Source organism: Oceanobacillus sp. CFH 90083 (assembly GCF_009389585.1).
GTDB lineage: Bacteria > Bacillota > Bacilli > Bacillales > Amphibacillaceae > Oceanobacillus.
In genome coordinates, this window is record NZ_VIYG01000001.1 from 193,629 (window position 1) to 218,646 (window position 25,018).

21 protein-coding genes and 1 other annotated feature are annotated in these 25,018 nt (G+C 39.9%); of the genes, 1 reads left to right on the top strand and 20 read right to left on the bottom strand.

Features of this window, described 5'->3' with window-relative positions:
• Positions 1-67: 67 nt before the first annotated feature.
• Positions 68-1,564, bottom strand: a complete 1,497-nt coding sequence (locus FLK20_RS01025; RefSeq protein ID WP_152654702.1) for a glutamate synthase subunit beta — start codon at positions 1,562-1,564, stop codon at positions 68-70.
• A complete protein-coding gene (gene gltB, locus FLK20_RS01030) occupies positions 1,557-6,131 on the bottom strand; it encodes a glutamate synthase large subunit (protein ID WP_152654703.1) in 4,575 nt (1,524 codons plus the stop codon). Before gltB ends, FLK20_RS01025 begins: the two co-directional genes overlap by 8 nt.
• 120 nt (positions 6,132-6,251) lie before the next feature.
• Here gltB and gltC point away from each other — a divergent pair, with 120 nt between their 5' ends.
• Positions 6,252-7,145: a glutamate biosynthesis transcriptional regulator GltC gene (gltC, locus tag FLK20_RS01035; protein WP_152654704.1), complete on the top strand. Its 894-nt coding sequence runs from the start codon at positions 6,252-6,254 to the stop codon at positions 7,143-7,145.
• A 129-nt stretch (positions 7,146-7,274) separates the two neighbouring features.
• On the opposite strand, the gene FLK20_RS01040 is transcribed toward gltC, so the two are convergent.
• The 18 genes from FLK20_RS01040 to cymR form a co-directional block, all read right to left on the bottom strand.
• A complete protein-coding gene (locus FLK20_RS01040; RefSeq protein WP_152654705.1) occupies positions 7,275-7,766 on the bottom strand; it encodes an NUDIX hydrolase in 492 nt (163 codons plus the stop codon).
• 112 nt (positions 7,767-7,878) lie between these two features.
• Positions 7,879-8,568, bottom strand: a complete 690-nt coding sequence (mtnN, locus tag FLK20_RS01045; protein WP_152654706.1) for a 5'-methylthioadenosine/S-adenosylhomocysteine nucleosidase — start codon at positions 8,566-8,568, stop codon at positions 7,879-7,881.
• 12 nt (positions 8,569-8,580) lie between these two features.
• Positions 8,581-9,306, bottom strand: a complete 726-nt coding sequence (locus tag FLK20_RS01050; protein WP_227994808.1) for a YrrS family protein — start codon at positions 9,304-9,306, stop codon at positions 8,581-8,583.
• A 451-nt stretch (positions 9,307-9,757) separates the two neighbouring features.
• Positions 9,758-10,234: a transcription elongation factor GreA gene (gene greA / locus FLK20_RS01055; protein ID WP_152654708.1), complete on the bottom strand. Its 477-nt coding sequence runs from the start codon at positions 10,232-10,234 to the stop codon at positions 9,758-9,760.
• A gap of 198 nt (positions 10,235-10,432) precedes the next feature.
• Positions 10,433-11,071 (bottom strand): uridine kinase, encoded by a 639-nt coding sequence (gene udk, locus FLK20_RS01060; protein ID WP_152654709.1) that lies wholly within the window; start codon positions 11,069-11,071, stop codon positions 10,433-10,435.
• Between the two features lie 12 nt (positions 11,072-11,083).
• Complete coding sequence (locus FLK20_RS01065; RefSeq protein WP_152654710.1) at positions 11,084-11,731, bottom strand: O-methyltransferase; 648 nt, start codon at positions 11,729-11,731, stop codon at positions 11,084-11,086.
• A 209-nt stretch (positions 11,732-11,940) separates the two neighbouring features.
• Positions 11,941-13,062 (bottom strand): endolytic transglycosylase MltG, encoded by a 1,122-nt coding sequence (mltG, locus tag FLK20_RS01070; protein ID WP_227994809.1) that lies wholly within the window; start codon positions 13,060-13,062, stop codon positions 11,941-11,943.
• Positions 13,063-13,432: 370 nt separating this feature from the next.
• The gene (locus FLK20_RS01075; protein WP_152654712.1) at positions 13,433-13,705 is read right to left on the bottom strand and encodes a DUF1292 domain-containing protein; all 273 of its coding nucleotides are present in this window, start codon (positions 13,703-13,705) and stop codon (positions 13,433-13,435) included.
• Positions 13,705-14,130 carry a Holliday junction resolvase RuvX gene (gene ruvX / locus FLK20_RS01080; RefSeq protein ID WP_152654713.1) on the bottom strand — a complete coding sequence of 142 codons (426 nt, stop codon included), beginning with the start codon at positions 14,128-14,130 and terminating at the stop codon, positions 13,705-13,707. The genes FLK20_RS01075 and ruvX overlap by 1 nt, the downstream gene beginning before the upstream one ends.
• Positions 14,127-14,396 (bottom strand): IreB family regulatory phosphoprotein, encoded by a 270-nt coding sequence (locus FLK20_RS01085; protein ID WP_152654714.1) that lies wholly within the window; start codon positions 14,394-14,396, stop codon positions 14,127-14,129. Before FLK20_RS01085 ends, ruvX begins: the two co-directional genes overlap by 4 nt.
• Before the next feature lie 91 nt (positions 14,397-14,487).
• Positions 14,488-17,130: an alanine--tRNA ligase gene (gene alaS / locus FLK20_RS01090; RefSeq protein WP_152654715.1), complete on the bottom strand. Its 2,643-nt coding sequence runs from the start codon at positions 17,128-17,130 to the stop codon at positions 14,488-14,490.
• A 190-nt stretch (positions 17,131-17,320) separates the two neighbouring features.
• Positions 17,321-17,524, bottom strand: a binding site (T-box leader).
• Positions 17,525-17,682: 158 nt separating this feature from the next.
• Positions 17,683-18,747 carry an AI-2E family transporter gene (locus FLK20_RS01095; protein WP_152654716.1) on the bottom strand — a complete coding sequence of 355 codons (1,065 nt, stop codon included), beginning with the start codon at positions 18,745-18,747 and terminating at the stop codon, positions 17,683-17,685.
• An 85-nt stretch (positions 18,748-18,832) separates the two neighbouring features.
• Positions 18,833-19,021 (bottom strand): hypothetical protein, encoded by a 189-nt coding sequence (locus FLK20_RS01100; RefSeq protein ID WP_152654717.1) that lies wholly within the window; start codon positions 19,019-19,021, stop codon positions 18,833-18,835.
• A gap of 65 nt (positions 19,022-19,086) precedes the next feature.
• On the bottom strand, positions 19,087-21,423 hold the full coding sequence (gene recD2 / locus FLK20_RS01105) for an SF1B family DNA helicase RecD2 (protein ID WP_152654718.1): 2,337 nt from the start codon (positions 21,421-21,423) through the stop codon (positions 19,087-19,089).
• Positions 21,424-21,435: 12 nt separating this feature from the next.
• Positions 21,436-22,107, bottom strand: a complete 672-nt coding sequence (locus tag FLK20_RS01110) for a tetratricopeptide repeat protein (RefSeq protein ID WP_152654719.1) — start codon at positions 22,105-22,107, stop codon at positions 21,436-21,438.
• Between the two features lie 167 nt (positions 22,108-22,274).
• Positions 22,275-23,387: a tRNA 2-thiouridine(34) synthase MnmA gene (gene mnmA, locus FLK20_RS01115; RefSeq protein WP_152654720.1), complete on the bottom strand. Its 1,113-nt coding sequence runs from the start codon at positions 23,385-23,387 to the stop codon at positions 22,275-22,277.
• Between the two features lie 13 nt (positions 23,388-23,400).
• Entirely contained in the window at positions 23,401-24,543 is a 1,143-nt protein-coding gene (locus FLK20_RS01120; protein WP_152654721.1) for a cysteine desulfurase family protein, read from the bottom strand.
• Positions 24,544-24,567: 24 nt separating this feature from the next.
• A complete protein-coding gene (gene cymR / locus FLK20_RS01125) occupies positions 24,568-24,993 on the bottom strand; it encodes a cysteine metabolism transcriptional regulator CymR (RefSeq protein ID WP_152654722.1) in 426 nt (141 codons plus the stop codon).
• Positions 24,994-25,018: the final 25 nt, after the last annotated feature.

The following is a 25,018-nucleotide window of genomic DNA, read 5'->3' on the forward strand; positions in this document are numbered from 1 at the left end:
CATAGAGAAGCGAGTTAACATTCTGTTTCCAGAAAATTAACTCGCTTTCCATATTTATCTTTATACTTCACATATTTGCAACGGTCGGCAAGGAAGTAGATCCCATTAAATATTCATCTACCTGATAAGCAACTTCTCTTCCCTCATTAATTGCCCAGACAATTAAACTTTGACCTCTGCGGGCATCCCCGGCTGCAAACACATTATCTTCGGTTGTTAAAAATTTCCCGTAGGCTGCAAGCACACGATTTCTCATCGTTTTTACTCCAAAAGCGTGCAGAACAGGCTCTTCAGCGCCTTCAAACCCAATGGCAATTAAAACAAGCTGGGCCGGCCAAATTTTCTCTGTACCAGGTATTTCCTCAAAATAAAAGACGCCATTCTCATCCTGCTTTTTCTCCATTTGAATCGTATGCAATTCTTTTAGATTTCCCTTTTCATCTGTTACAAATTTCTTGGTTTGAATAGAATACTCGCGGATATCCTTTCCGAATTTTTCTTTCGCTTCCTTATGGGCATATTCTAAGCTGAATACTTGTGGATAAGCCGGCCATTGATTGGTATCAGCCCGCTTCATTGGCAGCTGCGGATGTTTGCCGAGTTGGACAATGCTTTTCGCTCCTTGACGTATTGCCGTTGCAATACAATCAGCGCCCGTATCTCCGCCGCCAATAACAATAACATCTTTTCCTTCCGCATTCAGCTCATCTTCTAAATGAATTTGATTATCAAGCAATTTTTCAGTTGAACGGGTCAAGTAATCCATTGCGAAGCGGACTCCTTTTCCTTCTCTTCCTTCTAACGGCAGATCACGATGCTTCTGAGCACCTGTACATAGGATGACTGCATCAAAGCTTGTTTTTATTTCTTCTGCCGAAATATCTTTGCCTACCTCTGTATTTAAAATAAATTCGATCCCCTCTTGACGAAGCAGCTGGATACGGCGTTCAACAACACCTTTATCAAGCTTCATATTTGGAATACCATAGGTTAACAGTCCGCCGGCACGATCCGCACGTTCATAAATAGTGACCTTATGCCCCGCCTGATTAAGCTGATCAGCTGCTGCTAATCCAGCCGGACCAGAACCAATAACAGCTATTTTCTTGCCTGTAAGCCTATCGGGAATTCTTGGTTCCATCCAGCCTTTCTCAAATCCCTTATCAATGATTTTCTGTTCAATATTTTTAATAGTTACTGCCGGATCATGTATTGCTACCGTACACGAACCTTCGCATGGTGCCGGGCATACTCTTCCGGTGAATTCCGGGAAATTATTGGTTTTCAGCAATCTATCCAAAGCTTCCTTCCATCTGCCTTTATATACAAGATCATTCCACTCCGGGATCAGGTTATAGACAGGGCAGCCTGATGTTGCCCCCTCTATTTCCATGCCAATATGACAAAACGGAATACTGCAATCCATACAGCGTGCACCTTGTTCCTTTGCTGAAGCGTCAGAGAAAGAGCCAGCGTACTCTTTCCAGTCTTTCATTCTCTCCAGCGGTTTACGCTCACTCACTGTTTTTCTTTTTATTTCCATAAATCCTGTTGCTTTACCCATTTACTCTGGCTCCTTTCTCTTCTTTCAACATAGATTCTTCATTTACGTTTACTGTCATGGTATGATTTTTCTTTGCCATAAACGCTTCATAACGTGCTTCTTCTGTACTTAAGCCCTGCTTTTTGAACCATTCGATCTGCTGAAGCATTAATTTATAATCTGTCGGAATCACTTTGACAAATTTCTTCACTTCATCTTTCCAATTATTCAAGATACATGCTGCTTTTTCACTGTGCGTGTAATCCAGATGATTAATAATTAAATCTTTTACTTCCTCTTGTTCTTCCAGATCTGCTATTTCTTCAAACTGAATCAGCGCCGTATTTGTTAAGGAGCGGAATAAAGGAATGTCATCCGGCCTGACATAAGCTATGCCGCCGGACATTCCAGCAGCGAAGTTTTTGCCGACATTACCAAGGATAACAACCTGACCGCCTGTCATATACTCACAGCCATGATCACCGACACCTTCTACAACAATTTTAGCGCCGCTGTTTCTAACTGCAAAACGCTCGCCGGCATAGCCTTGTATATAAGCCTCTCCACTTGTTGCGCCATAGAAGGATACATTCCCTGCGATGACATTATGACTTGCATCAATGGTTGATTCTTCAGATGCACGCACAATAATTTTACCGCCTGAAAGACCTTTTCCAACATAGTCATTCGCATCTCCTGTCACAGTCATCGTCATGCCCGATGGGATAAAAGCGCCGAAGCTTTGGCCTGCTGATCCTGTGAAATGTAGATTAATTGTATCTTCAGGTAATCCTTCTTTCCCATATTTAGCAGTCACTTCACTGCCGACTATTGTACCGGTAACCCGGTCTGTATTTTTAATCGAGAAGCTCGCTTCCATCGCTTCTCCTGTTTCTAGTGAACCTTGAACAGCAGGAAGGATTTCTCTTATATCTAAGGATTGATCTAACTTATGATCCTGCTGTGTCGTATTTCTTTTTGTTCCTTCAGGCTGATAAACAAGCGTTGATAAATCAAGATATTTTGCTTTCCAATGAGCGTCAGCACGTTCAGACCTTTCCAGAAACTCTGTCCGACCTATCATCTCATCCATCGTCCGGAAGCCGAGCTCTGCCATAATTTCACGAACCTCTTCCGCAACAAACCGCATATAATTCACAACATGATCTGGATCTCCGGCAAACTTTTTACGAAGCTCCGGATTTTGCGTGGCAACACCAACCGGGCAGGTATCCTTATGACAAACACGCATCATAACGCAGCCGACAACAACAAGCGGTGCAGTAGCAAACCCGTATTCTTCTGCTCCAAGCAAGGCGGCTGTTATCACATCTTTACCTGTCAGCAGCTTGCCGTCTGTTTCTAAAATAACGCGGTCTCTTAGTCCGTTCAGCATTAATGTCTGGTGAGCTTCTGCCAAACCTAATTCCCAGGGAAGGCCGGTATGCTTAATGCTCGTTTTTGGGGATGCGCCTGTTCCGCCGTCATAGCCAACAACAGAGATAACGTCTGCATTTCCTTTAGCGACCCCGGCAGCAATTGTGCCGACACCTGATTTAGCTACAAGCTTGACACTCACTCTTGCTTTACGGTTCGCATTTTTCAAGTCATGAATTAATTGCGCCAGATCCTCAATCGAATAAATATCATGATGCGGAGGCGGTGAAATTAAATCCACCCCAGGAGTAGATCCGCGGACATCCGCAACCCACGGGTAAACCTTTTCAGCCGGCAACTGTCCGCCTTCTCCCGGTTTTGCTCCCTGTGCTACTTTTATTTGCAGTTCTTTAGCATTTACTAAATAATTGCTTGTCACACCAAAGCGGCCGGATGCAACCTGCTTAATTGCACTGGAGCGTAAATCCCCATTAGCATCAGGTGTAAAACGGGATGCATCCTCCCCGCCTTCCCCGCTGTTACTTTTACCGCCGAGGCGATTCATCGCAATAGCCAGCGTTTCGTGGGCTTCTTTACTAATCGAACCGAATGACATCGCTCCTGTTTTAAAACGTTTGACAATGTCGTCGACTGATTCTACTTCATCAATGGAAATAGCTTTTGACTTCTTAAAGTCAAACAGATTTCGTAAAAAGCCGATCCGTTCTTCATTAGCTTCTTTCGAAAATTGCTTGAACAGCTGGTAATCTCCCCGGCGGCAGGACCATTGCAGCTTATAAATGGTTGATGGGTTAAATGCGTGATGTTCGCCGGTTTTTCGCCATTGAAAATCACTTCCTGAATCAAGCAGTTCACGTATCGCTTTCTGATATCCTTCCTGATGCCTTTTTTCCGTTTCCTGTTGAATAATATCCAAACCAATTCCATCAATTTGAGAGGCAGTTCCGGTAAAATAAGCTTCAATGACCTGTTTGCTGATGCCGACAGCTTCAAAAATTTGTGCACCGCGATAGCTCTGCACAGTCGAAATACCGATTTTAGACATTACTTTGATGATACCTTCCGTCACAGCTGCAATATATGCTGTCTGCGCTTCTTTTGGATTCAGTGCTAATTTTCCATTTTCAAATGCTTGCTGATACGTTTGATAAACCAGATACGGATAAATTGCATCCACGCCATAACCAAGCAGTGCCGCAAAATGATGCACCTCACGAGCTTCACCTGACTGGATAATCATGCTTGTTTTTGTGCGTATACCCTTACGGACTAAAAATTGATGCAGCCCACTAGCCACAAGTAGTGCCGGTATCGCTTTTTGCTCTTGATTCATTTCCGTATCCCGCAGCACCAATATATTTTTTCCATGATGAATCGCTGTTTCCGCCTGTTCAAATACCTGATTCAATGCAGCTTCCATATCATCGGTAAACAAAGTTTCTATGATCTCTGCATCCAGCCCGGCAATATCGTTATTTTCCAGCTTTCTCATTTGCACACCGGATAAAATTGGTGAATTTAAGCGGACACGTTTTTTCTTTTCTTTTTCTGGATGAAGGATATCTCCCTCACTTCCAAGCCATGTCAGCATAGAGGTTACTAATTGCTCCCGATAGGCATCAATGGGCGGATTCGTCACCTGGGCGAAAAGCTGTTTAAAATAATTAAATAAACTTTGCGGCCGCTCAGATAAAACGGCTAACGGTGCATCATTTCCCATTGCGCCGATCGGGTCCTTGCCATCCTCCACTAATGGAATTAAATACTTCTCAATATCCTCCATTGTATAACCGAATGCTTTTTGCTTATGGAACAATTGCGGATCTGTTTCCCAGCTTTCATCAACCTCGGAATCCAGGGAAGCTGTTTGCTCCTGCACCCAGTTTTGATAAGGGTGTGCTTTGGAAATGGCAGATTTTATTTCCTCATCAGAAATTATCCGGCCTTCTTCAATATCTACTAACAGCATTTTCCCCGGACTCAATCGTTCCTTTAACAGAACATTATTTTCTTCTACATCAATGACACCAACCTCGGAGGAATAAATAATGTAATCATCTTTTGTGACATAGTACCTGGCCGGACGCAAACCATTTCTATCTAAAATAGCTCCGATCTGCTTCCCGTTTGTAAAGGTGATGGATGTCGGGCCGTCCCAAGGCTCCATCATCAGACTGTGATATTGATAAAAAGCACGCCTTTCCTGATTCATATGAGCATTTTTATCCCAAGGCTCAGGAATCAGCATCATTGCCGCATGTGCAGGCTCTCTTCCTGCCAGTGTTAAAAATTCGAGTGCATTATCCAGTGTTGCCGAATCACTGCCGTCACTGCGGATAATTGGCAGCAGCTTTTCTAAATCATCACCAAATGCTTCGGATATAAACTGTTTTTCTCTCGCTCGCATCCAGTTTACATTTCCGCGTAATGTGTTAATTTCTCCATTATGGATTAAGTAACGATTCGGATGCGCCCGTTCCCATGATGGAAAAGTATTTGTACTGAACCGGGAGTGGACAAGTGAAAAAGCAGAAACAAAATCTTCCTCTTGTAATTCCAAATAAAATCCATTCACTTGTTCAGGAGTCAGCAATCCTTTATATACAATGGTTTTGCTGGAAAGGCTTGGAACATAAAATCGAATCTCTTTTTCTTCTGCCCAGTGTTCTGCTTGCTTGCGGATAATATATAATTTTCTCTCAAAATCCAGATCATCAGCAGACCCTTTTGCTTGTATAAATACTTGTTTTATTTCCGGTAATGTTTCAATGGCTCCTTTTCCAATACAGGATGAATTAACAGGTACATTTCTCCAGCCGATCAGCTGCTGTCCTTCCTGGGCAATGAAACTATTTACTTTTTCTATCACTTCCAACTGCTCCTGTTCATCTTGAGAAAGAAAAACCATGCCAACAGCATATTTACCAGCAGGCGGAAGCTCGAAATCCCGGCATACCCTTCTGAAATATTGATCCGGTATCTGAACCATTAAACCCGAGCCGTCCCCAGTCATTGGATCACTTCCCTGTCCGCCTCGATGCTCCAGCTTGCAAAGCATGCCCAACCCTTCCTCAACGATTTTGTGCGTCTGTTTCCCTTTTATATGTGCATATAAGCCAATTCCACAAGCATCATGCTCAAAATCCGGATGATATAGACCTTGCGCTTTTGGCAAATCTTGAAAAATCATTACTTGTTCCTCCATTCCGTGTACAATAATTGTGGGTAAGATACATTTTATGTTTTTTTATCTATCTAAACAATATATAATAAACATAATACTAATCTAATTTTGATATGAGGTGGAATAATGGAACTGCGTCAATTAAGATATTTTGTTGCTGTTGCTGAAAAAGAGCATGTATCAGAAGCGGCGCTTGAACTGCATGTTGCCCAGTCTGCAATCAGTCGGCAAATCTCAAATTTAGAAAGTGAATTAGGAGTCCAGCTCTTTGAAAGGGTTGGGAGGAATGTACATTTAACGGCGATTGGGAGAATATTTTTAACACATATAAAGTCGGCTTTAAAAGGGGTGGATTATGCGAAAAAACAAGTGGATGAATATTTGGATCCGGAACGCGGCTCGATAAAAATCGGTTTTCCAACAAGTCTGGCCAGTAATCTTCTGCCAACAGTTTTATCAGCTTTTAAGAAAAGCTATCCCAATATCCGTTTTCAATTAAGGCAAGGCTCCTATAACTTTTTAATTGAAGCGGTGAGGAACAGAGAAATTGATTTAGCATTTCTCGGGCCTGTTCCCGATAACCAGCCGGACATTATTGGGAAAGTTTTGTTTATGGAAAACTTCTATGCGCTTATCCCCAGTTTTCATACTTTAGCAGTGAAAGAAGAAATTTCCATTACAGATTTAGAAAATGAGAGTTTCGTACTATTTCCAGAAGGTTATGTGCTTCACCAGCTTGTTATTGATGCTTGTATCCGTTCAGGTTTTACACCAAATATTTATTCTCAAGGGGAGGATTTAGATGCAATCAAGGGGCTTGTTGCAGCCGGAATGGGAATTACGCTGCTTCCTGAAAGTGCTTTTAATGATCTGAATACTGCATATAGTGCTAAGGTAGCTATCGATAATCCGCCATTGAGGCGGGCAGTCGGCATTATTATCCCTAAAAACCGTAACCTGGCACCGTCTGAACAGGTTTTTTATAATTTTATTCAGGATTATTTTGAGGTTGGAGAGTAAAAAAATATAGAAAATTCAAGGAATAAAGTACAAGTGCAACTAGGGTTGTCACCCAAAAATCTGGTGACAACCAAGTTTTCTAATCAATTGGAAATTTACCATCCATCGTTATATATAAAATTAATCGTTTCATCCAAGCCAATCATCATTCCATTGAAAATATACATTTCCTTTATTTGGATTCTGAAAAATTATTTCAGGATAAGGTAATGCAAGTTTAGGTTTACTATATGAACTGAAATATTTTAATTCTGAGGACTCTCCATCAATCGCTGTTAATTTTCCAGAAATAGTTTTGCAATTAAATACAAAAATATTATATTCTACTTGATCCTGATTGGGATACGTAAAACGAAAGTTAGTACCTCCCAATACTCCTATTAAATCGAGTGGCCTTACGAGTAAACCCGTTTCTTCAAAGACTTCTCGAACAACTGCTTTTGCAGGTGCTTCACCAGGTTCAATTGCACCTGCAGGCAAACTCCATTGATTCTCTTTTTCAAGATATTGAAAAAGTATTTCGTTTTGGTCATTTCTAATAATCGCCGCAACACTTGGCATAAAAATTAAGCTAGATCCTATTTTTGCACGCATGTTTTTGTAATAATCTGAAATAGACAACACTATCTCTCCTTCAATAACTTTTAATCTGCATAACGCAGACTTTAAAAATAATTAAACAGGTTTCTATTAAAAGACAAATAGAAACCTGTTTAAAATCTTTTTATAAAGCTCATAATTTACGAAGCATCTTTATAATAACATTCGCTGCATTTTTTGCTGCTTTTTCTAAAAAGGCATCAAATGAAACCGATGATTCTTTTCCTGCAATATCTGACAGTGCACGAATAATCACAAAAGGTGTTTTATACTGATAGCAAACTTGTGCAATTGCAGCAGCTTCCATCTCTAGAGCAAGCATCTCAGGAAACCGTTCACGGACAACAGCTATTTGATCAGCTCTTTGCATAAAAGAATCACCTGTTGCAATCATACCGGTTTCTGCTTGTATACCTGACTCTAAAACCACTTCGGCTGCCAGCTTTACCAGATCTGGAGAAGCAGGATAGGATGCTGGCATTCCGGGAACTTGTCCATACACATAATCAAATGCCGTTGCATCTACATCATGATGGAGTACCTCTGTGGAAATGACGACATCTCCCACTTCTAAGTTTTCAGCAAATCCTCCGGCAGAACCTGTGTTAATAATTGTATCAGGTTTAAATTGTTCATGTAAAATAGTTGCGGACATAGCTGCATTTACTTTTCCGATACCTGACAGTAAAAGCACAATTTTTTTTCCTTCCAGCCAGCCTTGATAGAAATAACTATTTGCTACTTCAATTTCTTGAACATCTATCATTTTTTGTTTTAGTAATTCAATTTCTTCATCCATTGCTCCAATAATTCCTATGGTCATGATAATCCTCCATTATTGTCTTGCATCATTTGCAATCAATTCTTCAACTTGCGTCGGCTGCCAGCCTTCACCGTCTACCCAATCCAAAAACACACGGTATACTTCTGAGTTGCTCGAATCGGAAACAGTAGCAATTACTCTATCAGGTCCATTATTTCCAACCCAATGCTCTATCATATCATCTTCACTTAAACCAGTGACCATAGATGTTGCTCGCTTAATTTCAATACGATCCTGAGATCCATCACTAAAATCTGTGTTATGAGGACCATCCTGCTCTGTGCCTATCGGATCCCAATCGCCGGTATAAGCTTCTGAAACATTGCTATCTGACGGTTCAGCAGGTTCTCTCTCTTCATACGGGTTATCTTCTTCATTTTCTTCTTCATCCTCATTGGATGCATCTTCGTCAGCTTCCTCGTCCTCATCTTCATTATCTTCTTTTCTATTGGCCTCCTCATTTTCGGATCCATTTTCATTTCCTTCTTCATCGTTTGCGTTTGGATCAGTTATGAGAAAGCCATTATCTTCTTCTGCTCCCTCCTCATCATTTTGTTCCTCTGACGTATTTTCTGATGCATCCGATTCCGTATTGTCCTCAGCTGTATCATCTCCACCGCCAAATACCCATATTGCAAGAAAGATAACTAAAACAACACCAGCAGCAATGGATAGGATGGTAATTGCATTTGTATTTTTTCTTCTCTTTTCAAATTTGTTTGATCTTGTCTGATTCACCAGAGACTCCCCCTCACTACACTATTGGTTTTCTACTATCATACTGAGTCTAGCAATTATTGTCTATTCTATTTTAGCATAAAAATACTGTTTGTTTCTTCTTTAAACTTAAAGGATGAAGAAATGAAGATATGGAGTAATACCCTGCGTAACTTCATTTAGCTATGTAATACTATTCGAACAGATTGACTGGTTTTTAACGTTTTTGGTAAGAAATAAAAAACTTACAGCTAAATGAACTGCAAGTTTTTTATTTCTTACATTATCAGAGGATATTTAAAACTCCATCAAACATCAAACAGATTAGGAAAATGACCTGCTCTAAAAACAGCCATTTTGTGTAGCAGGCTCGGCAGTCAGCATATCCTGCAAAAGTTCATCAGTTAAAGATTTCACTATCCATCTGCAAAAAATATAAATAAAACCTAAATACGCAAACGCTTCCCAGTTTTTATTCCACATTGATAATGCGGACTTCAATATCACCAGCCGGTGTTGCTACGGTAACTTCTCTTCCAATTTCCTGCCCTAACAGACTTTTTGCCATTGGGGAATCATTGGATATTTTGCCTTCAAATGGGTCTGCTTCTGCACTGCCGACAATTGTATATGTTTCCTCATCACCATCAGGTAATTCAACAAAACTAACTGATTTTCCCAGTGCCACTACATTTGGATTTTGGTTATCGTTTTCAATAATCACCGCATTACGGATCATGTTCTCTACCTGCGTAATACGCTGTTCAACAAATGCCTGCTCGTCTTTCGCAGCATCATACTCAGAATTCTCGGATAGATCACCGAAATCACGAGCTACTTTTATTCTTTCAACGACCTCTTGACGACGGTCCGTTTTTAAATAATGTAGTTCTTCCTCTAATTTGTCTTTCCCCTCTTGTGTCATGTAAAAGCTTTTTTCTGCAGCCATCTTCATACACTCCTTCTTATTTCTTTTCTATCCAGGAAATTGCAGCCTATTATATTTCATGCTTATTTTGAAAAACAACTGCAAATTTCCCATATATGAATTAATTAATAAAATTGGCTATATAGCTTATGTGCTGATTCTTTAAAATATACTAACCAATACTATGGCAGATATTACCTAAAATATCAAGAGAAATAATTATTTATTTGAATTCTTTGTTAAGATATTTTCTATTTTAGATGCCATAATATCCACTGCAACATGGTTTTCTCCACCTTCCGGGATAATTAAATCTGCATAACGCTTTGATGGTTCAATAAATTGCAGATGAGCCGGACGAACCACTTGAAGATATTGGTCAATCACCGATTCTAATGTTCTGCCTCGTTCTTTGATATCTCTGACCAGCCGACGGATAATTCTTAAATCAGCATCTGTGTCGACAAATACCTTTATATCCATTAAGTCGACAAGATTTGCATCCTCTAAAATCAAAATTCCTTCCACGATAATAACTTCCTTTGGTTCAACATGAATCGTTTCATTTGAGCGGTTATGAACCTTGTAATCATAAACAGGCTTTGCAACAGATTTATATTCGAGTAATTGCTGAAGATGCTCTACTAATAAATCATTATCAAATGCTAATGGATGGTCATAATTGGTTTTTAATCTTTCCTCAAAAGGCAGGTGTGACTGATCTTTGTAATAGGCATCCTGTTCTATAACCAGAATCGTTTTCTCTTTAAAACGCTCGCAGATAGATCTTGTTACGGACGTTTTTCCGCTGCCGCTCCCTCCAGCAACACCGATTACGATAGGTTTATTTTTTTCCATGCTGTTATCTCCTTACATTGATTGCTTTTTATAGCTAACGGAAACACCATCATCTATCGGTATAATAGACGTATGATACCCCGGATGATTCATTAGCATCTCATTGTACGCTTTTAATTTTCGTACCAAAGTTCTATATTTTTTAGGTACTTCTTCATTAGAATAGACCAGCCCCCGGAATAATACATTATCCGTTATTAAAATGCCGCCGGGCATTAACATTTTATCTGCCAGGTCAAAATAGGTTTGATATTGCCCTTTTGCTGCATCAATAAAAATAACATCAAACTGTTTCTTCTTTTCAGCTAATTCCTGCATCACTTCAGCGGCATCACCTAAGAGCACTTTAATTTGTTTATCACGCTTCTGCTCCCCGATATTTGTGATTGCTTCATGGTAACGTTTGTCATCTTTTTCAATCGTAGTAATGTCCGCATTTTCCGCTCCCTCCAGCATACGTAATGCTGAGTAGCCAATTGCCGTACCTACCTCTAAAATGTTTTCAGGCTGCTTCATCATTAGCATCAGATGAAGCAAATGCATACTGCTTCGATGTATGATTGGCACATGATTAACTTCTGCATATTTTTCAAGCTTTTCTGCAAACCCTGATGAAGCAGGCAGCAGACTTTCCAAATAGCTTCCTATTTCTTTCTCCATCTCATCATTTCCTTTTTATTTTCAAACATAAAATTTTTATCGCAATGAACAGACTGTTAGCTCCCTGCTGAATGAAGTTTTACCTTATTATCACATCAACGTGAATTCTTTACACATTGAAGCTGCCCTGAACATGTAAAAAAGAAAACGGAAAATGGAGAAATTCTCCATCCGTCCGTTTAAGAGTAGATCCTTTTGGAACGCACACTTCAATTGATATATTCTTCTCGATTTTCTATATGATCATCAAAGGTTTCTGCAAAGTGAATATTTCCTTCCTCATCATGCAGGAAAAAAAGATAATCTGAATCCTCTGGGGATAATACGGCTATCAGTGAGTTTTCCGCAAAATTGGATATCGGACCTACTGGTAATCCATTGACTACGTATGTGTTGTACGGTGACTCCACTTCTAAATCCTCAAAGGTAACAACAGCTTGATGTTCCCCTTTGGCATACAGCACTGTTGGGTCCGTTTGCAGCGGCATATCCTCGTTTAAGCGATTATAAAACACACCGGCGATTTGTGGCCGCTCCTCTTCATGGGCAGTTTCCTTCTCCACAACCGATGCGAATGTAATCGCTTCGTGCGGCGTTAAATCCTGTTCGGCAATCTCACCCTCATATTGTTGAAAAATAGTATTTGTTTGTTCTACCATACGATCTATTATCGATTCAATATCTGGCTGTTCTTCATAAAAATCGTATGTAGAAGCAAACATGTATCCCTCTAGAGGAGTACGAATATCATCATCTAAGATGTCCTCCGTTAATAAGGAAGGATACTCTTCCATTAATTCTTCAATAAAATCGGGATCATTAGCAACCTCTAAGAAATCTTCCTTGGAGAAATCAAGCCGTTCACTGTATATCTCAGCAATTTGATCAACTGTTAATCCTTCAGGAATCGTTATTGTATGCACTGCATCAACAATAATTCTTCCGTTCTGTAATGAATCAATAATTTCATCCAGGCTCATTGCTGTATTAAATGTGTAGTTCCCTGCTTGAAATTCATTCACATTATTAAACTTAGTATAGAAACGGAAAACACGAGCATCCTTGATAATTCCATTTTCTTCAAGAATCCCGGCTATTGTTGAGCTGGAAGAACCAATAGGTATTTCTACTTCTATCGGTGTTGAACTTTCTTCATCAATAGGCTGCAGTGCTGATTTAATATATAAATAAGCCGAAATTCCGCCGATTATTATGATAAGAGTAAAACACACAATAATAATTGCTACAATTTTTCTAACCTTAGAAGCATCTTTTCCTCTTTGTATAAGATTTTCTTGGAATCCATTATGCTTATTGTCATCTTTTGACACTATGTATCCCCCTTTCATCCGCTTTATTATACTAAATTCATATAAATTTATCCAACATTCCTGTTATTTTATTTAACCCTGATCAGAAATTTTGGGGAAAATCATACTTATTAGCAGGTATTGAAAGGATTTTAATAAAGATACAAACCGTGTATATGGTAAAAGAAAGCTGACGCCACAAAATGTGAACATCAGCTTTCTTATACTTTAAGAAAGTATAGAAAAGGTAAGACATAAAGTATAAACACAGCGTTTTCGGTGGGCGAGTAATCGCAACGGGCTTCGATGGGGCGAGTAATCGCAGTCCCAGTCCAGTCCCAGTCAGGGTTGTCACCAGGCATTTAGGTGACAGCCACGTTTTCTAATATTTTTACTCTTCTTCTGCTAATGTGTTTAACATTTCCTCCACCATACTCCACTCTTCGTCAGAATCGATCGGGTATAATGTAAAGTCTTCATTTTCCTGCTCCTCATAACGGAACGCATATACTTCTACTTCCTCATCTTCTGCTTGTTCAGCTGGTACGACAGCTATATAGGATTGTTCTGTTTCATCCACATCAAAGGTGAAAAGCACTTCAAAAAGATGCTCATCTCCATTTTCATCCGGAATAATAATCCGTTCTTTTTCTTCTAATGACATTAAATAACGCCTCCTTTGGAGTCAAGATAACCCTGCAAAATCATTGTAGCTGCCATCTTATCAATTACTTTTTTTCTTTTCTTACGGCTCATATCCGCCTCTAATAATACACGCTCAGCTGCCATTGTCGTTAAACGCTCGTCCCATAACACAACAGGCAACTGATACTTTTCCTTTATATAATCCGCATAGCGTTCGGATGCCTCGCCTCTTTCGCCAATCGAGCCGTTCATATTTTTCGGAAGTCCGATAACAACCAAAGATACCTCATTTTCTTCTATAAGGCTTTTGAGCTCTTTATCTGCAGATTCAATTTCTTGTTCATTCCAATAAATAGTGGTCAGTCCCTGAGCTGTCCACCCAAGAGCATCACTTATCGCGACACCAATCGTTTTTGAACCTACGTCTAAACCTATCGCTTTCATGAATTCTCCTTATTCTGTTCTAGATAAAACTTTACAAGCTCTTCAATAACTTCATCCCGTTCCACCTGACGTATCATGTTACGCGCATCATTATACCTAGGAATGTAAGCGGGATCTCCTGACAGCAAGTACCCGACAATTTGATTAATCGGATTATATCCTTTCTCCTGTAATGATTCATGAACAGTCATTAAAATCTTTTTAATATCCTGGTCAAATGGTTCTTCGGAAAAGTTGAATTTCATCGTTTTATCAATTGAACTCATAATGACACCTCGTCCTTCGTTAACCTTCTTCTATTTTAACATGTTTATCTCTATCATTATACTTATTAACGAGAAAACATACAACCAAGGATTAAGCATTTGTTACGTCTGTTACATAAGTTAAAGCACTTTGTAATGCTTCTGTAACTTTAGACGGGTCTTTTCCCCCAGCTTGGGCCATGTCTGGACGACCGCCACCGCCACCACCACAAATTGTAGCAGCCTGTTTCACTAAATTACCGGCATGGAGATTTTGTTTCATCAAGTCTTTTGTTACACCTGCGACAAGTTGTACTTTATTATTATTGACAGCCGCGAGCAGAATTACACCTGATTCTATTTTTTGTTTTAATTCGTCAACCATCGAGCGCAGCTGATTCATATCTTTTACATCAACCTGCTTTGCCAGTAATTTCACATTATTTACCTCTTTTATTTCATCTAAGATAGAAGATGCTTCTAGATTAGATAATTTAGCTTGTAAGGATTCTACATGCTTTTGTGTCTCTTTTAATTCTAATTGTAATGAGGACACTTTTTGAGGAATTTGTTCATCTTTTGCTTTTAATAATACGCCGGACTGCTTCAGTAACTCAATCTTGTTATTTAAATAATCGTAAGCTTCTTTGCTTGTTACAGCTTCAATTCTTCTTGTTCCTGCGCCGATTCCACTTTCTGATACGATTTTAAACAAGCCGATTTCTGCAGTATTGCCGACGTGGCATCCGCCGCATAATTCAATACTGTAATCGCCGATTTGAACAACACGGACAATATCACCGTATTTTTCACCGAACAATGCCATCGCGCCCATTGCTTTTGCTTCGTCAATCCCTTTTGTTTCGATGAAAACCGGCAATGACTCCCATATTTTTTGGTTCACAGCTTTTTCAATTTCTTCCAGCTCTTCATCTGTTACACTGCTGAAATGAGAAAAGTCAAACCGGAGGCGATTGGGCTGATTTAAAGAGCCTGCCTGATTAACATGTGAGCCGAGTACATCTTTCAGCGCCTGATGCAGTAAATGGGTTGCTGTATGATTTTTGATAACATCTGTCCGGAACGCCCGGTCGACAACAGCTTTTACTTCCTCAGAAACCTGAAATAGACCTTCTTTTACTTCGACCCGATGTATATGCTGACCATTTGGCGATTTTTGTACATCTGTAACCACAGCATAGGCATTGTCTGTTTTTATAGAACCAGTATCAGCAACCTGTCCGCCACTTTCGGCATAAAATGGTGTTTCTTTCAGGAGGATAAATGCTTCCTGTCCTGCTTCTACTGCTTCGACTATCTCTTTATCCTGAATAATTGCCTGAATAGCCGTTTCTTTTTCTAATATTGAATATCCGACAAATTCACTTTCTACTTCAATTGCAGAAAATACGGTATCCTGAACTTGCATGGAATCTACTTTTTGGCGTGCGTTTCTTGCTCTTTCACGCTGCAGTTTCATTTCTCTTTCAAAGCCTTCCTGATTCACTGTAAACCCAAGCTTCTCAACATATTCTTCTGTTAATTCTTTCGGGAAGCCATAGGTATCATACAGACGAAATACCTCTTCACCAGGAAATACACTGCTGCCTTTTTCTTTTTCCGTTTCTATCAGCCTGGTTAGAATCTCAAGTCCCTCATTTAATGTTTCGTGGAAACGTTCTTCCTCTACCTTAATAATTTTTTGAATATAGTCTGTTTCTTTCACAACCTCCGGATAGAAATCCTTCATAATTTCAGCTACTACCGGAACAAGACGATACATGAAAGCTTCATGGATATTAATATCTTTCGCAAAACGAATGGCACGGCGCAGCAGTCGGCGTAAAACATAGCCTCTGCCTTCATTGGACGGCATCGCCCCGTCACCAATTGCAAAGCTGACCGTACGGATGTGGTCGGCAATTACTTTGAATGCTGTGTCAGCAGTTTCATCTTCTCCATATTTTCTATCTGCAATCAATTCTGTTGCCTGGATAATTGGCATGAATAAATCTGTTTCAAAGTTGGTTGGAACCTCCTGGATGATAGAAGTCAACCGCTCCAGCCCCATCCCTGTATCAATGTTTTTCTTCGGAAGAGGCGTATAGGTGTCATCCGGGTTATGGTTAAATTGAGAAAATACCAGGTTCCAGACCTCTAAATATCTGCTGTTTTCACCACCCGGATAAAGCTCTGGATCATTCGGATCATTGCCATAGCTTTCTCCCCTATCATAAAAAATCTCTGTATTGGGGCCACTTGGTCCTTCCCCGATATCCCAGAAATTTTCTTCTAACCGGATAATACGTTCTTTTGGCAGACCTATTTTTGTCATCCAGAGCTCATAAGCTTCATCATCTTCCGGGTGAACAGTTACAGATAGCTTCTCCGGATCAAAGCCAATCCATTTTTCACTGGTCAGAAACTCCCACGCCCATTCAATTGCTTCTTCTTTAAAATAATCGCCGATAGAGAAGTTTCCCAGCATCTCAAAAAATGTGTGATGACGTGCTGTAAAACCGACATTTTCAATATCATTTGTACGTATTGCTTTTTGTGCGTTGACAATTCTTGGATTATCAGGAATAACCCGGCCGTCAAAATATTTCTTCAGGGTTGCCACACCGCTGTTTATCCATAGCAGCGTAGGGTCATCATGCGGCACTAAAGAAGCACTGGGCTCTACCTGATGCCCTTTTTCTTTAAAAAAATCAATAAACATTTGCCGGATTTCTGCAGAACTTAAAAATTTCATTATATTTTCCTCCTTTTTTAGAAAAGCGCAAGTCGCACCCTTACAGGCTAAGAACGCGACATCGGTGCCGCAACACCCGTAATCCCGCAATCACTAAGTCTTCTTTGTCGTAGGGCGGCTCGTGTTAGCTCCAAAGCTGGCGCCCGGTGCTAGACAATCCAAAAACAAAAAATCTCCTCTCTGCATTATTTGCAGGGACGAGATTTCGCGGTACCACCCTTATTATGAACAAAAAAAGTTCATCACTTTCAGCATTATAACGGTATGATACCGACGGGAATTAGCCGTACTCCAGTGTAGCTTTCCATAGCAGCATCATTAGAATTCCTTCCAGCCAAGGGAATTCCTCTCTTGAAACAGCATGTCATGTACTTAGCACCTTCATCGAGATTTGTATGATAGATAACGAAAATAGTTATCATTCATTGCGATTTATTTGATTCTAGCGTTATTATATTGATTTTTCCGCTGTATGTCAATTTTTGTTCTTTTAACATTCTCAGTCTTTGTAACTTACTCCCAGTTACACTTTCATAAACACCGATTTTTAATTTAACTGGCTCTGGAAGTTTGATATTGCTGAATCAGTACTTTCAGCATTGTAAAAACCGGAACAGAAATAATCATACCTATGACGCCAGCCAGCTGACCACCTAATAACAAGGCAAAGATAATACCAATTGGATGAATTTTTACTGTTTTCCCCATAATATAAGGTGATAACAGGTTGCTTTCAATCAATTGCATAACAAAAATAATCACAATAACGAATAATGCTTTTTCCGGCTGCACCATATAAGCTACCGTTACAACCGGGATGGCACCGATTATTGGACCAAAGTAAGGAATGATATTAACAATTGCCAGAATAATTCCAAGCAATAAAGCGTATGGTAAGCCTAACCACATCCAGCATAGTGTGGAAATAATCCCTACTGCGGCACTGATGATAATTTGTCCACGGATATAACCGCCAAGCCCTTTGCTGATTTCCCTGCAGATACTTCCTGTCTCATCCCGGTATTCATGCGGAATAAAGCGAAAAAGGAATGATTTAATAAACGGATAATCCTTCAAGAAATAAAATACAAGAACCGGGATAATGGTCAAGAGGATAACCGTATCCATCATACCATTAACACCACCGATAATTTTTCCAGAAAAGTTATTCATCGTATCCTCTAAGGAATAAATAAACATATCTATCCGGTCATGGACGGTCTCCGGTAAAAAAGAGGTAGACGTGTATATCTTATTGAGCCAATTCTGATACAGTGCAATAAATTCCGGAAAGTTCCGGCTCATTTCCTTTACTTGCTCGACAATTAATGGATATGCACGATAAATCGCATAGCCTGCTCCTCCAAAAAAGAGCAGGTAAATAACCAGCACTGCTGCTCCGCGGTGAATCCGATACCGATACAGCCACTCAATCAGCGGATGGAGTAAAAAAGCCAGTATGCCTGCAACCAGAAATGGAAGCATCAGCTTAAAAATAAAAGAAAAAAATGCTGCATAATACGGTTTTGTGATAGCTAAAAAATATAATAGAATAAAGGAAAGAATGGCAATTACCAGCAAAGAAATAACTTGTTTAGTTTTTATTTTTTTCCACATAAAATCACTCCCAGTCCTTGGTAGTGTAACCAATAGACCAGAAGTTTATCACAGATAACCTTCTGCCGGAGAAGAAAATTTCGTTTTATAATAATCTTCTCTCTTCTTTTGAAAATAAATCATCTAATGAACTAAGGGTTCCGTCCGCTTCGATCTGATGGATGTGTAATTCCTTTCCGGATATCGTTAATTCAATGGAACACACCCAGCAGTAATAGCTTGTTGGACTTAGTTTTCCAAGTTGTTTTCCCTGGCAATTTGGACATACTAGCATACTTCTTCATCCTTTTTCTGCTTATATCAGTCCAAGTATTGCCTTAAATAACATTTTTTATACACTTAATCCATAAAATCATACGGCGATAGTTCTTCTTCAGGAATATCCTCCACTGTTTCATATTCCTTTTTCTCAGCTTTTTGACTTGCTAGCTGGATCTGCAGCATTTCCTGCAATGACGTGTATCTTCGGTTTGTATCTTCGGTTTGCACTCCTTTGATAAATGCTTCTTTTTCACCGCAAATAATCAAGGATTCCTTTCCTCTCGTAATCGCCGTATATAAGAGATTTTTTCGCAGCATGCGATGATGCGAATATACGACAGGAAGAATGACAATCGGAAATTCACTCCCCTGTGATTTATGGATAGAAATACAGAAGGCATGTGTGAAGTTATGATAGTCTTTTCGGGTAAAGACTACTTCCTTATCTTCAAAAGCAATGACAATCTGCTCCTCATTCTCAACATTTTCTTCTGCTTTGAAAATGGCGGCAATCTCACCGATATCTCCATTATATATGCCATCCTCAGGCTGATTGACTAACTGAATGACACGATCGCCAACTCGATAAACAATATCTTGAAAGGCAATCTCCCGTTTTTTCTCTTCCGGAGGGTTAATTAGCTGCTGCAACGCCTCATTAATTGCATGAATCCCGGCCTGTGAACGATACATCGGGGATAGAACCTGAATAGAAGACGAATCAATTCCTTTTTTCTGTGCTTTATCAATAATCGATGTCAATACGTCGACCATCTGGTAGTCATAACAGGAAATAAAACTAAAATCCCGCGCGTTCTCTAAAGAACTCGTATTACAATCAGCATGTTTAATTTGATGAGCAAGCTGAATAATCTTAGAGCCCTCTTTTTGACGATATACATCTGTTAAAGAAATAACGGGCAGCACTTCACTTTTCATTAAATCTGTTAAAACCTGGCCCGGTCCTACCGATGGAAGCTGATCTTCATCTCCAACCAGAATAACCTGTATGGTATCCGGAATGGCTTTAAATAAATTATTTGCCAGCCAGGTATCTACCATTGAAAATTCATCTACAATAAGCAGCTTTCCGGATAGTGGCTCATGTTCATCTTTTTCAAAATTACCCATCCCATTCCAGCCAAGCAGCCGGTGAATCGTAACAGCAGGCAAACCGGTTGATTCCGACATCCGCTTTGCTGCCCGTCCTGTCGGAGCTGTTAAAATAAATGGAAAGCTATCCTTGTTTTTATAATCCGATAGATTTAAAGAGAGCTCATGAATTTTTGCAAAAGCTTGAATGATACCAGTTATAACTGTTGTTTTCCCGGTTCCCGGACCACCTGTTAAAATCATAATTTTAGAATGGATTGCTTGAACAATGGCATCAAATTGTTCTTTTCCATAGCTTAATGACTCTTTCTCCTCAATATCACCAGTTATTTTCAAAAGCTCTGATAAAGGCACTTCATCTTCTATCGGTTTCGTTAAAATTTTTTTCAAGCTGGCAGTAAAGTTATCCTCTGCGTAATATAAAGAAGGTAAATACACGCGTTCATCGATCATAATGATTTTTTTCTCTGTATTTAATTGCAACATAACATTGGAGACAGACTCATGATCTGAATGAGGAAGACGGAGTAACTGAATGACCTCTTGCGCACATTTTTCAAACGGCAGATAAACATGCCCTGCTTGAATACTTTGCTGTAAAATATAGATAACCCCGGCACCAATACGGCTTTTATGCGTATGTGAAATACCCTGGCTGGAGGCTATCTGATCTGCCATTTTAAAACCAAAGCCCTCAATATCAAACACATATTGATAAGGGTCCTTTTCCAGAATCTCCAGCGCCTCATCACGATAGGTCTGGTAAACTACCTGAGCCATCTTCAATCCAATTCCATATTCTGACAATTGTACAGCAACCCGTTCAAACCCTTGATTTTCTCTGAGGCGCTCCGCCAGTCTTTTCCCGGTTTCCTTGGATACTCCGGAAATGCCTTCTAATACAGATTGATTATCAATAATTTTAGAAACAGCATTCTCACCAAGCTTCTCGACAATTTTTGAGGCACTTTTTTTACCAACACCATAGAACAAATCACTGGACAAATATTGGACAAGCCCATCCTTCGTCGTCGGCAAAATGGTCTCATAGGATTGTACTTTTAATTGTGAGCCATAACGGGGATGCTTCTCCATCGCCCCATAAAAACGATAGGCAGTCTGATCCTGCAGCTGATCAAAATACCCCTTTACAATGATTTCTTTATCATCATACGCAAGGTTTGTCTTTGTAATTTTTATTCGGACGATAGAGAAATGCTCTGCCTCATTGCGAAAAATAGTATTGATGACGCTTCCTGTCACAAAAGGCAGTGCTTCCTTCGTTTCTACCTGGTTTTCCATGCTGATTACTCCTTATTTGTCCTCAGATTGCTCCATATACTGTAACGCAATTTTCTTTCCGTTAGCAGCCAACATATGATCTGACTGTAATTCCAGTGCTTTTTCAAAGTGATATAAAGCTTCTTCCGTATTTTCATGGAATAATGCGATCACACCCAGATTATAATAAGCGTCACTATGCTTCTCATTCAATCTAAGCACTTTTTCAAATATTTTTTGTGCTTCATCGAGAAATTCACCCTGTGCCAGGGATAAACCATATTGAAATAGAAAGCTTTCATCCTCTGAATCCAGTTCTGTTGCCCGCAGTAAATATGGCAGTGATAGCTTCCACTGCTCTTGATTACGGAAGCACATACCAAGCATAAAATAAGCATCTGCTTCTTCAAGCCCGTGCTCCATTGCCTTTAAAAAGTTTTGCCCGGCCTTCTCAAAGTCTTCCTGATCAAAATAGAGATTCCCCAAACCATAATATGCTGTTGCAGCATTTTCATCCAATTCAATGGCGCGCAGAAAGAAGCGTTCTGCTCTTTCTGCTTCATTCAGCTGCATCAACAGATTGCCAAAATTAATATAGCCCAATGGATTATTGGGGGATTCTTCAATGACTTCATTAAACAGCTGTGCTGCTTCTTGATACTTTTTTTCATTTAGCAGTGTAATTGCCTGCTGATTTTTATCCATTCATTAAGCCCCCTAAATACATGTTCAAAAAAGACACCAAAGGTTTCAGTGGAGCAAGTAATCGTGATAGTCTCCTGTGGGACAGGTAATCGCATTCCCATCGGAGACTATCACGTCCATTAAAAAATTCACCACTTATCTTTGGGGGACTTTTTGAACTTCCCCTGTTAGCCTACATATTGCAATGCTTTATTGTCTTTGATAATTTCATCAATTGTTCCGCCGCCAAGACATACATCACCTTGATAAAACACAACAGCCTGTCCTGGTGTAATTGCCCGCTGGCTTTCCTTAAATACAACATACGCCCTGTTATTTTTTACTGTAACAGTTACTTCTGAATCTTTTTGACGATAGCGGAACTTCGCTGTACAAGTAAACGTTTCTTCTATTTGATCCGGCTGCACCCAATTGATGTCCGTTGCTACAAGTGCATCAGAATATAGAAATTCATTATGGTAGCCTTGTGCGACATATAAATAATTGTCTTTTAAATTTTTCCCTACCACAAACCAAGGATCTCCGGAGCCACCGATACCGAGTCCCTGGCGCTGTCCAATCGTATAATACATTAATCCGTCATGCGTCCCTTTTTCGATCCCGTCTAATGTCATCATTTTCCCTGGCTGTGCCGGTAAATATTCACTTAAGAAGCTTTTAAAATTCCGTTCTCCAATAAAACAGATCCCCGTGGAATCTTTTTTCGCTGCTGTAGCCAGACCATAATCCGCTGCAATCTTGCGTACTTCCGGCTTTGGCAGGTGACCTAACGGAAACATAACTTTTTCTAATACATCTGAGCTGAGCTGATTTAAGAAATACGTTTGATCCTTATTATCATCAGCCCCGCGCAGCATTTGAATTTTCCCGTCTTCATCTCTTGCCACTTGCGCGTAATGCCCTGTTGCCAAATAATCCGCGCCTAAAGAAAGCGCATGGTCAAGAAATGCTTTGAATTTAATTTCTTTATTACACATAACGTCTGGATTTGGCGTTCGTCCAGCTTTATATTCATCCAGAAAATAGGTAAACACCTTATCCCAATATTGTTTTTCAAAGTTTACGGAGTAATATGGAATATCTAATTGGTTACATACCCGGACGACATCATCAAAATCCTCTGTCGCTGTACAAACACCGAACTCATCTGTATCATCCCAGTTCTTCATAAATATGCCGACAACATCATAGCCTTGTTCTTTTAATAATAGTGCTGCAACCGAAGAGTCGACACCGCCGCTCATTCCAACTACAACACGTATATTTTTATTATCTTCCATTGCCGCCCCTCCTTTAACTTGTTAATCGTTTGACAATCCTGGCAATTCGATCTGCTGCTTCTTTCACATTTGCTTCTGTATTTGCCAGCCCAAAGCTGAATCGAATTGAATTTGTTGTAACAGGGCTGTCTGAGCCAAACATAGCGGATAAAACATGTGAAGGCTCCACACTCCCGGCAGTACAAGCACTTCCGCTGGAAGCAGCAACACCGCTTAAATCAAAATTCGCAAGCAATGCTTCTACATTCGCTCCCGGAAAACTGATATTGATAATAGTAGACACTGTCTTTTCAAGATCTCCATTAATGTGAAAAGCAATGCCTGCCTCCATAAATGTATTTGTTAAGATTTGTTTATAGTGTCGATACTGTTGATTTCTTGAAGCTTTTGTTTCCATTGCTATGCCAGCTGCGAATTCAAAACCGACTGCTGCCGGAACATTTTCTGTTCCAGGCCGGCGTTTTCTCTCCTGCTCTCCGCCAAATTGAATCGGATTCATATGGACATCTTCACTCGCATATAAAAATCCAATCCCTTTAGGACCGCCGATTTTATGTGCGGAAGCTGTTAATAAGTCAATGCTTTGCTCCTTTACATCAATATCAATCAGGCCATAAGCCTGTACAGCATCTGTATGGAAATATGCCTGATGATTTTTTAATAGCTCTCCTATTTCACTAACCGGCTGAATAGCACCAGTCTCGTTGTTTACATACATAATAGAAACTAAAATGGTATCATCCGTTAAGGCAGCTTCCACATCTTGCATAGAAATCAGCCCTTTTTTATTGACAGGCAAGTATGTTACACGGAAGCCTTGTTTTTCTAATTTTTCTGCGGTGTGCAATGCAGCATGATGTTCTTGAACAGATGTAATAATATGGTTTCCTTTATTTTTATTCGCTTCCGCTACGCCCACAAGTGCCATATTATCCGCTTCTGTACCGCCGCTTGTAAAAATAAGCTCCTTTTCATTTGCACCAATGGATGCAGCCAATGCTTGCCGTGACGCATCGAGTTGCTGTCTTGCCTTCCGTCCAAAGGAATGAACACTTGATGCATTGCCGATGATCCCTTCATATACTGGAATCATCGCTTCAGCAACTCCCTTCGCCATTGGAGACGTAGCGGCGTGATCTAAATATATTGCTTCCATGATTCAAAATCCTTTCTAGTACGACTAAATATAAAACATATACGCTTCTTTAGGTCCTTCATCACTGTCATCATAATTTGCTAAATCTTCCAGTGTTGTTTTTTCTAATACATTTTTCACTGCGTCTCTGATTTGCAGCCATAAAGAAGCCTGTGCCGGTTTTTCATTTTCCATTCCTTCCACAATCGTCAAAGGCCCTTCCAGCACGCGAATAACGTCTCCGGCAGTAATTTCATTTGGTTTTTTAGCAAGCTGGTAGCCTCCATAAGCACCTCGTATACTTTTAATTAGCCCGGCATTTCTTAACGGTGAAGCAAGCTGCTCTAGATAGTGCTCCGACAAATCGTTATCCTTTGCAATAACCTTAAGAGAAATCGGGCCGCTCCCTTCATTTTTTGCCAAGTCTATCATGATTGTCAGTCCGTATCTTCCTTTAGTTGAAATTTTCATCCAATACACCTCAATTTTACTATCA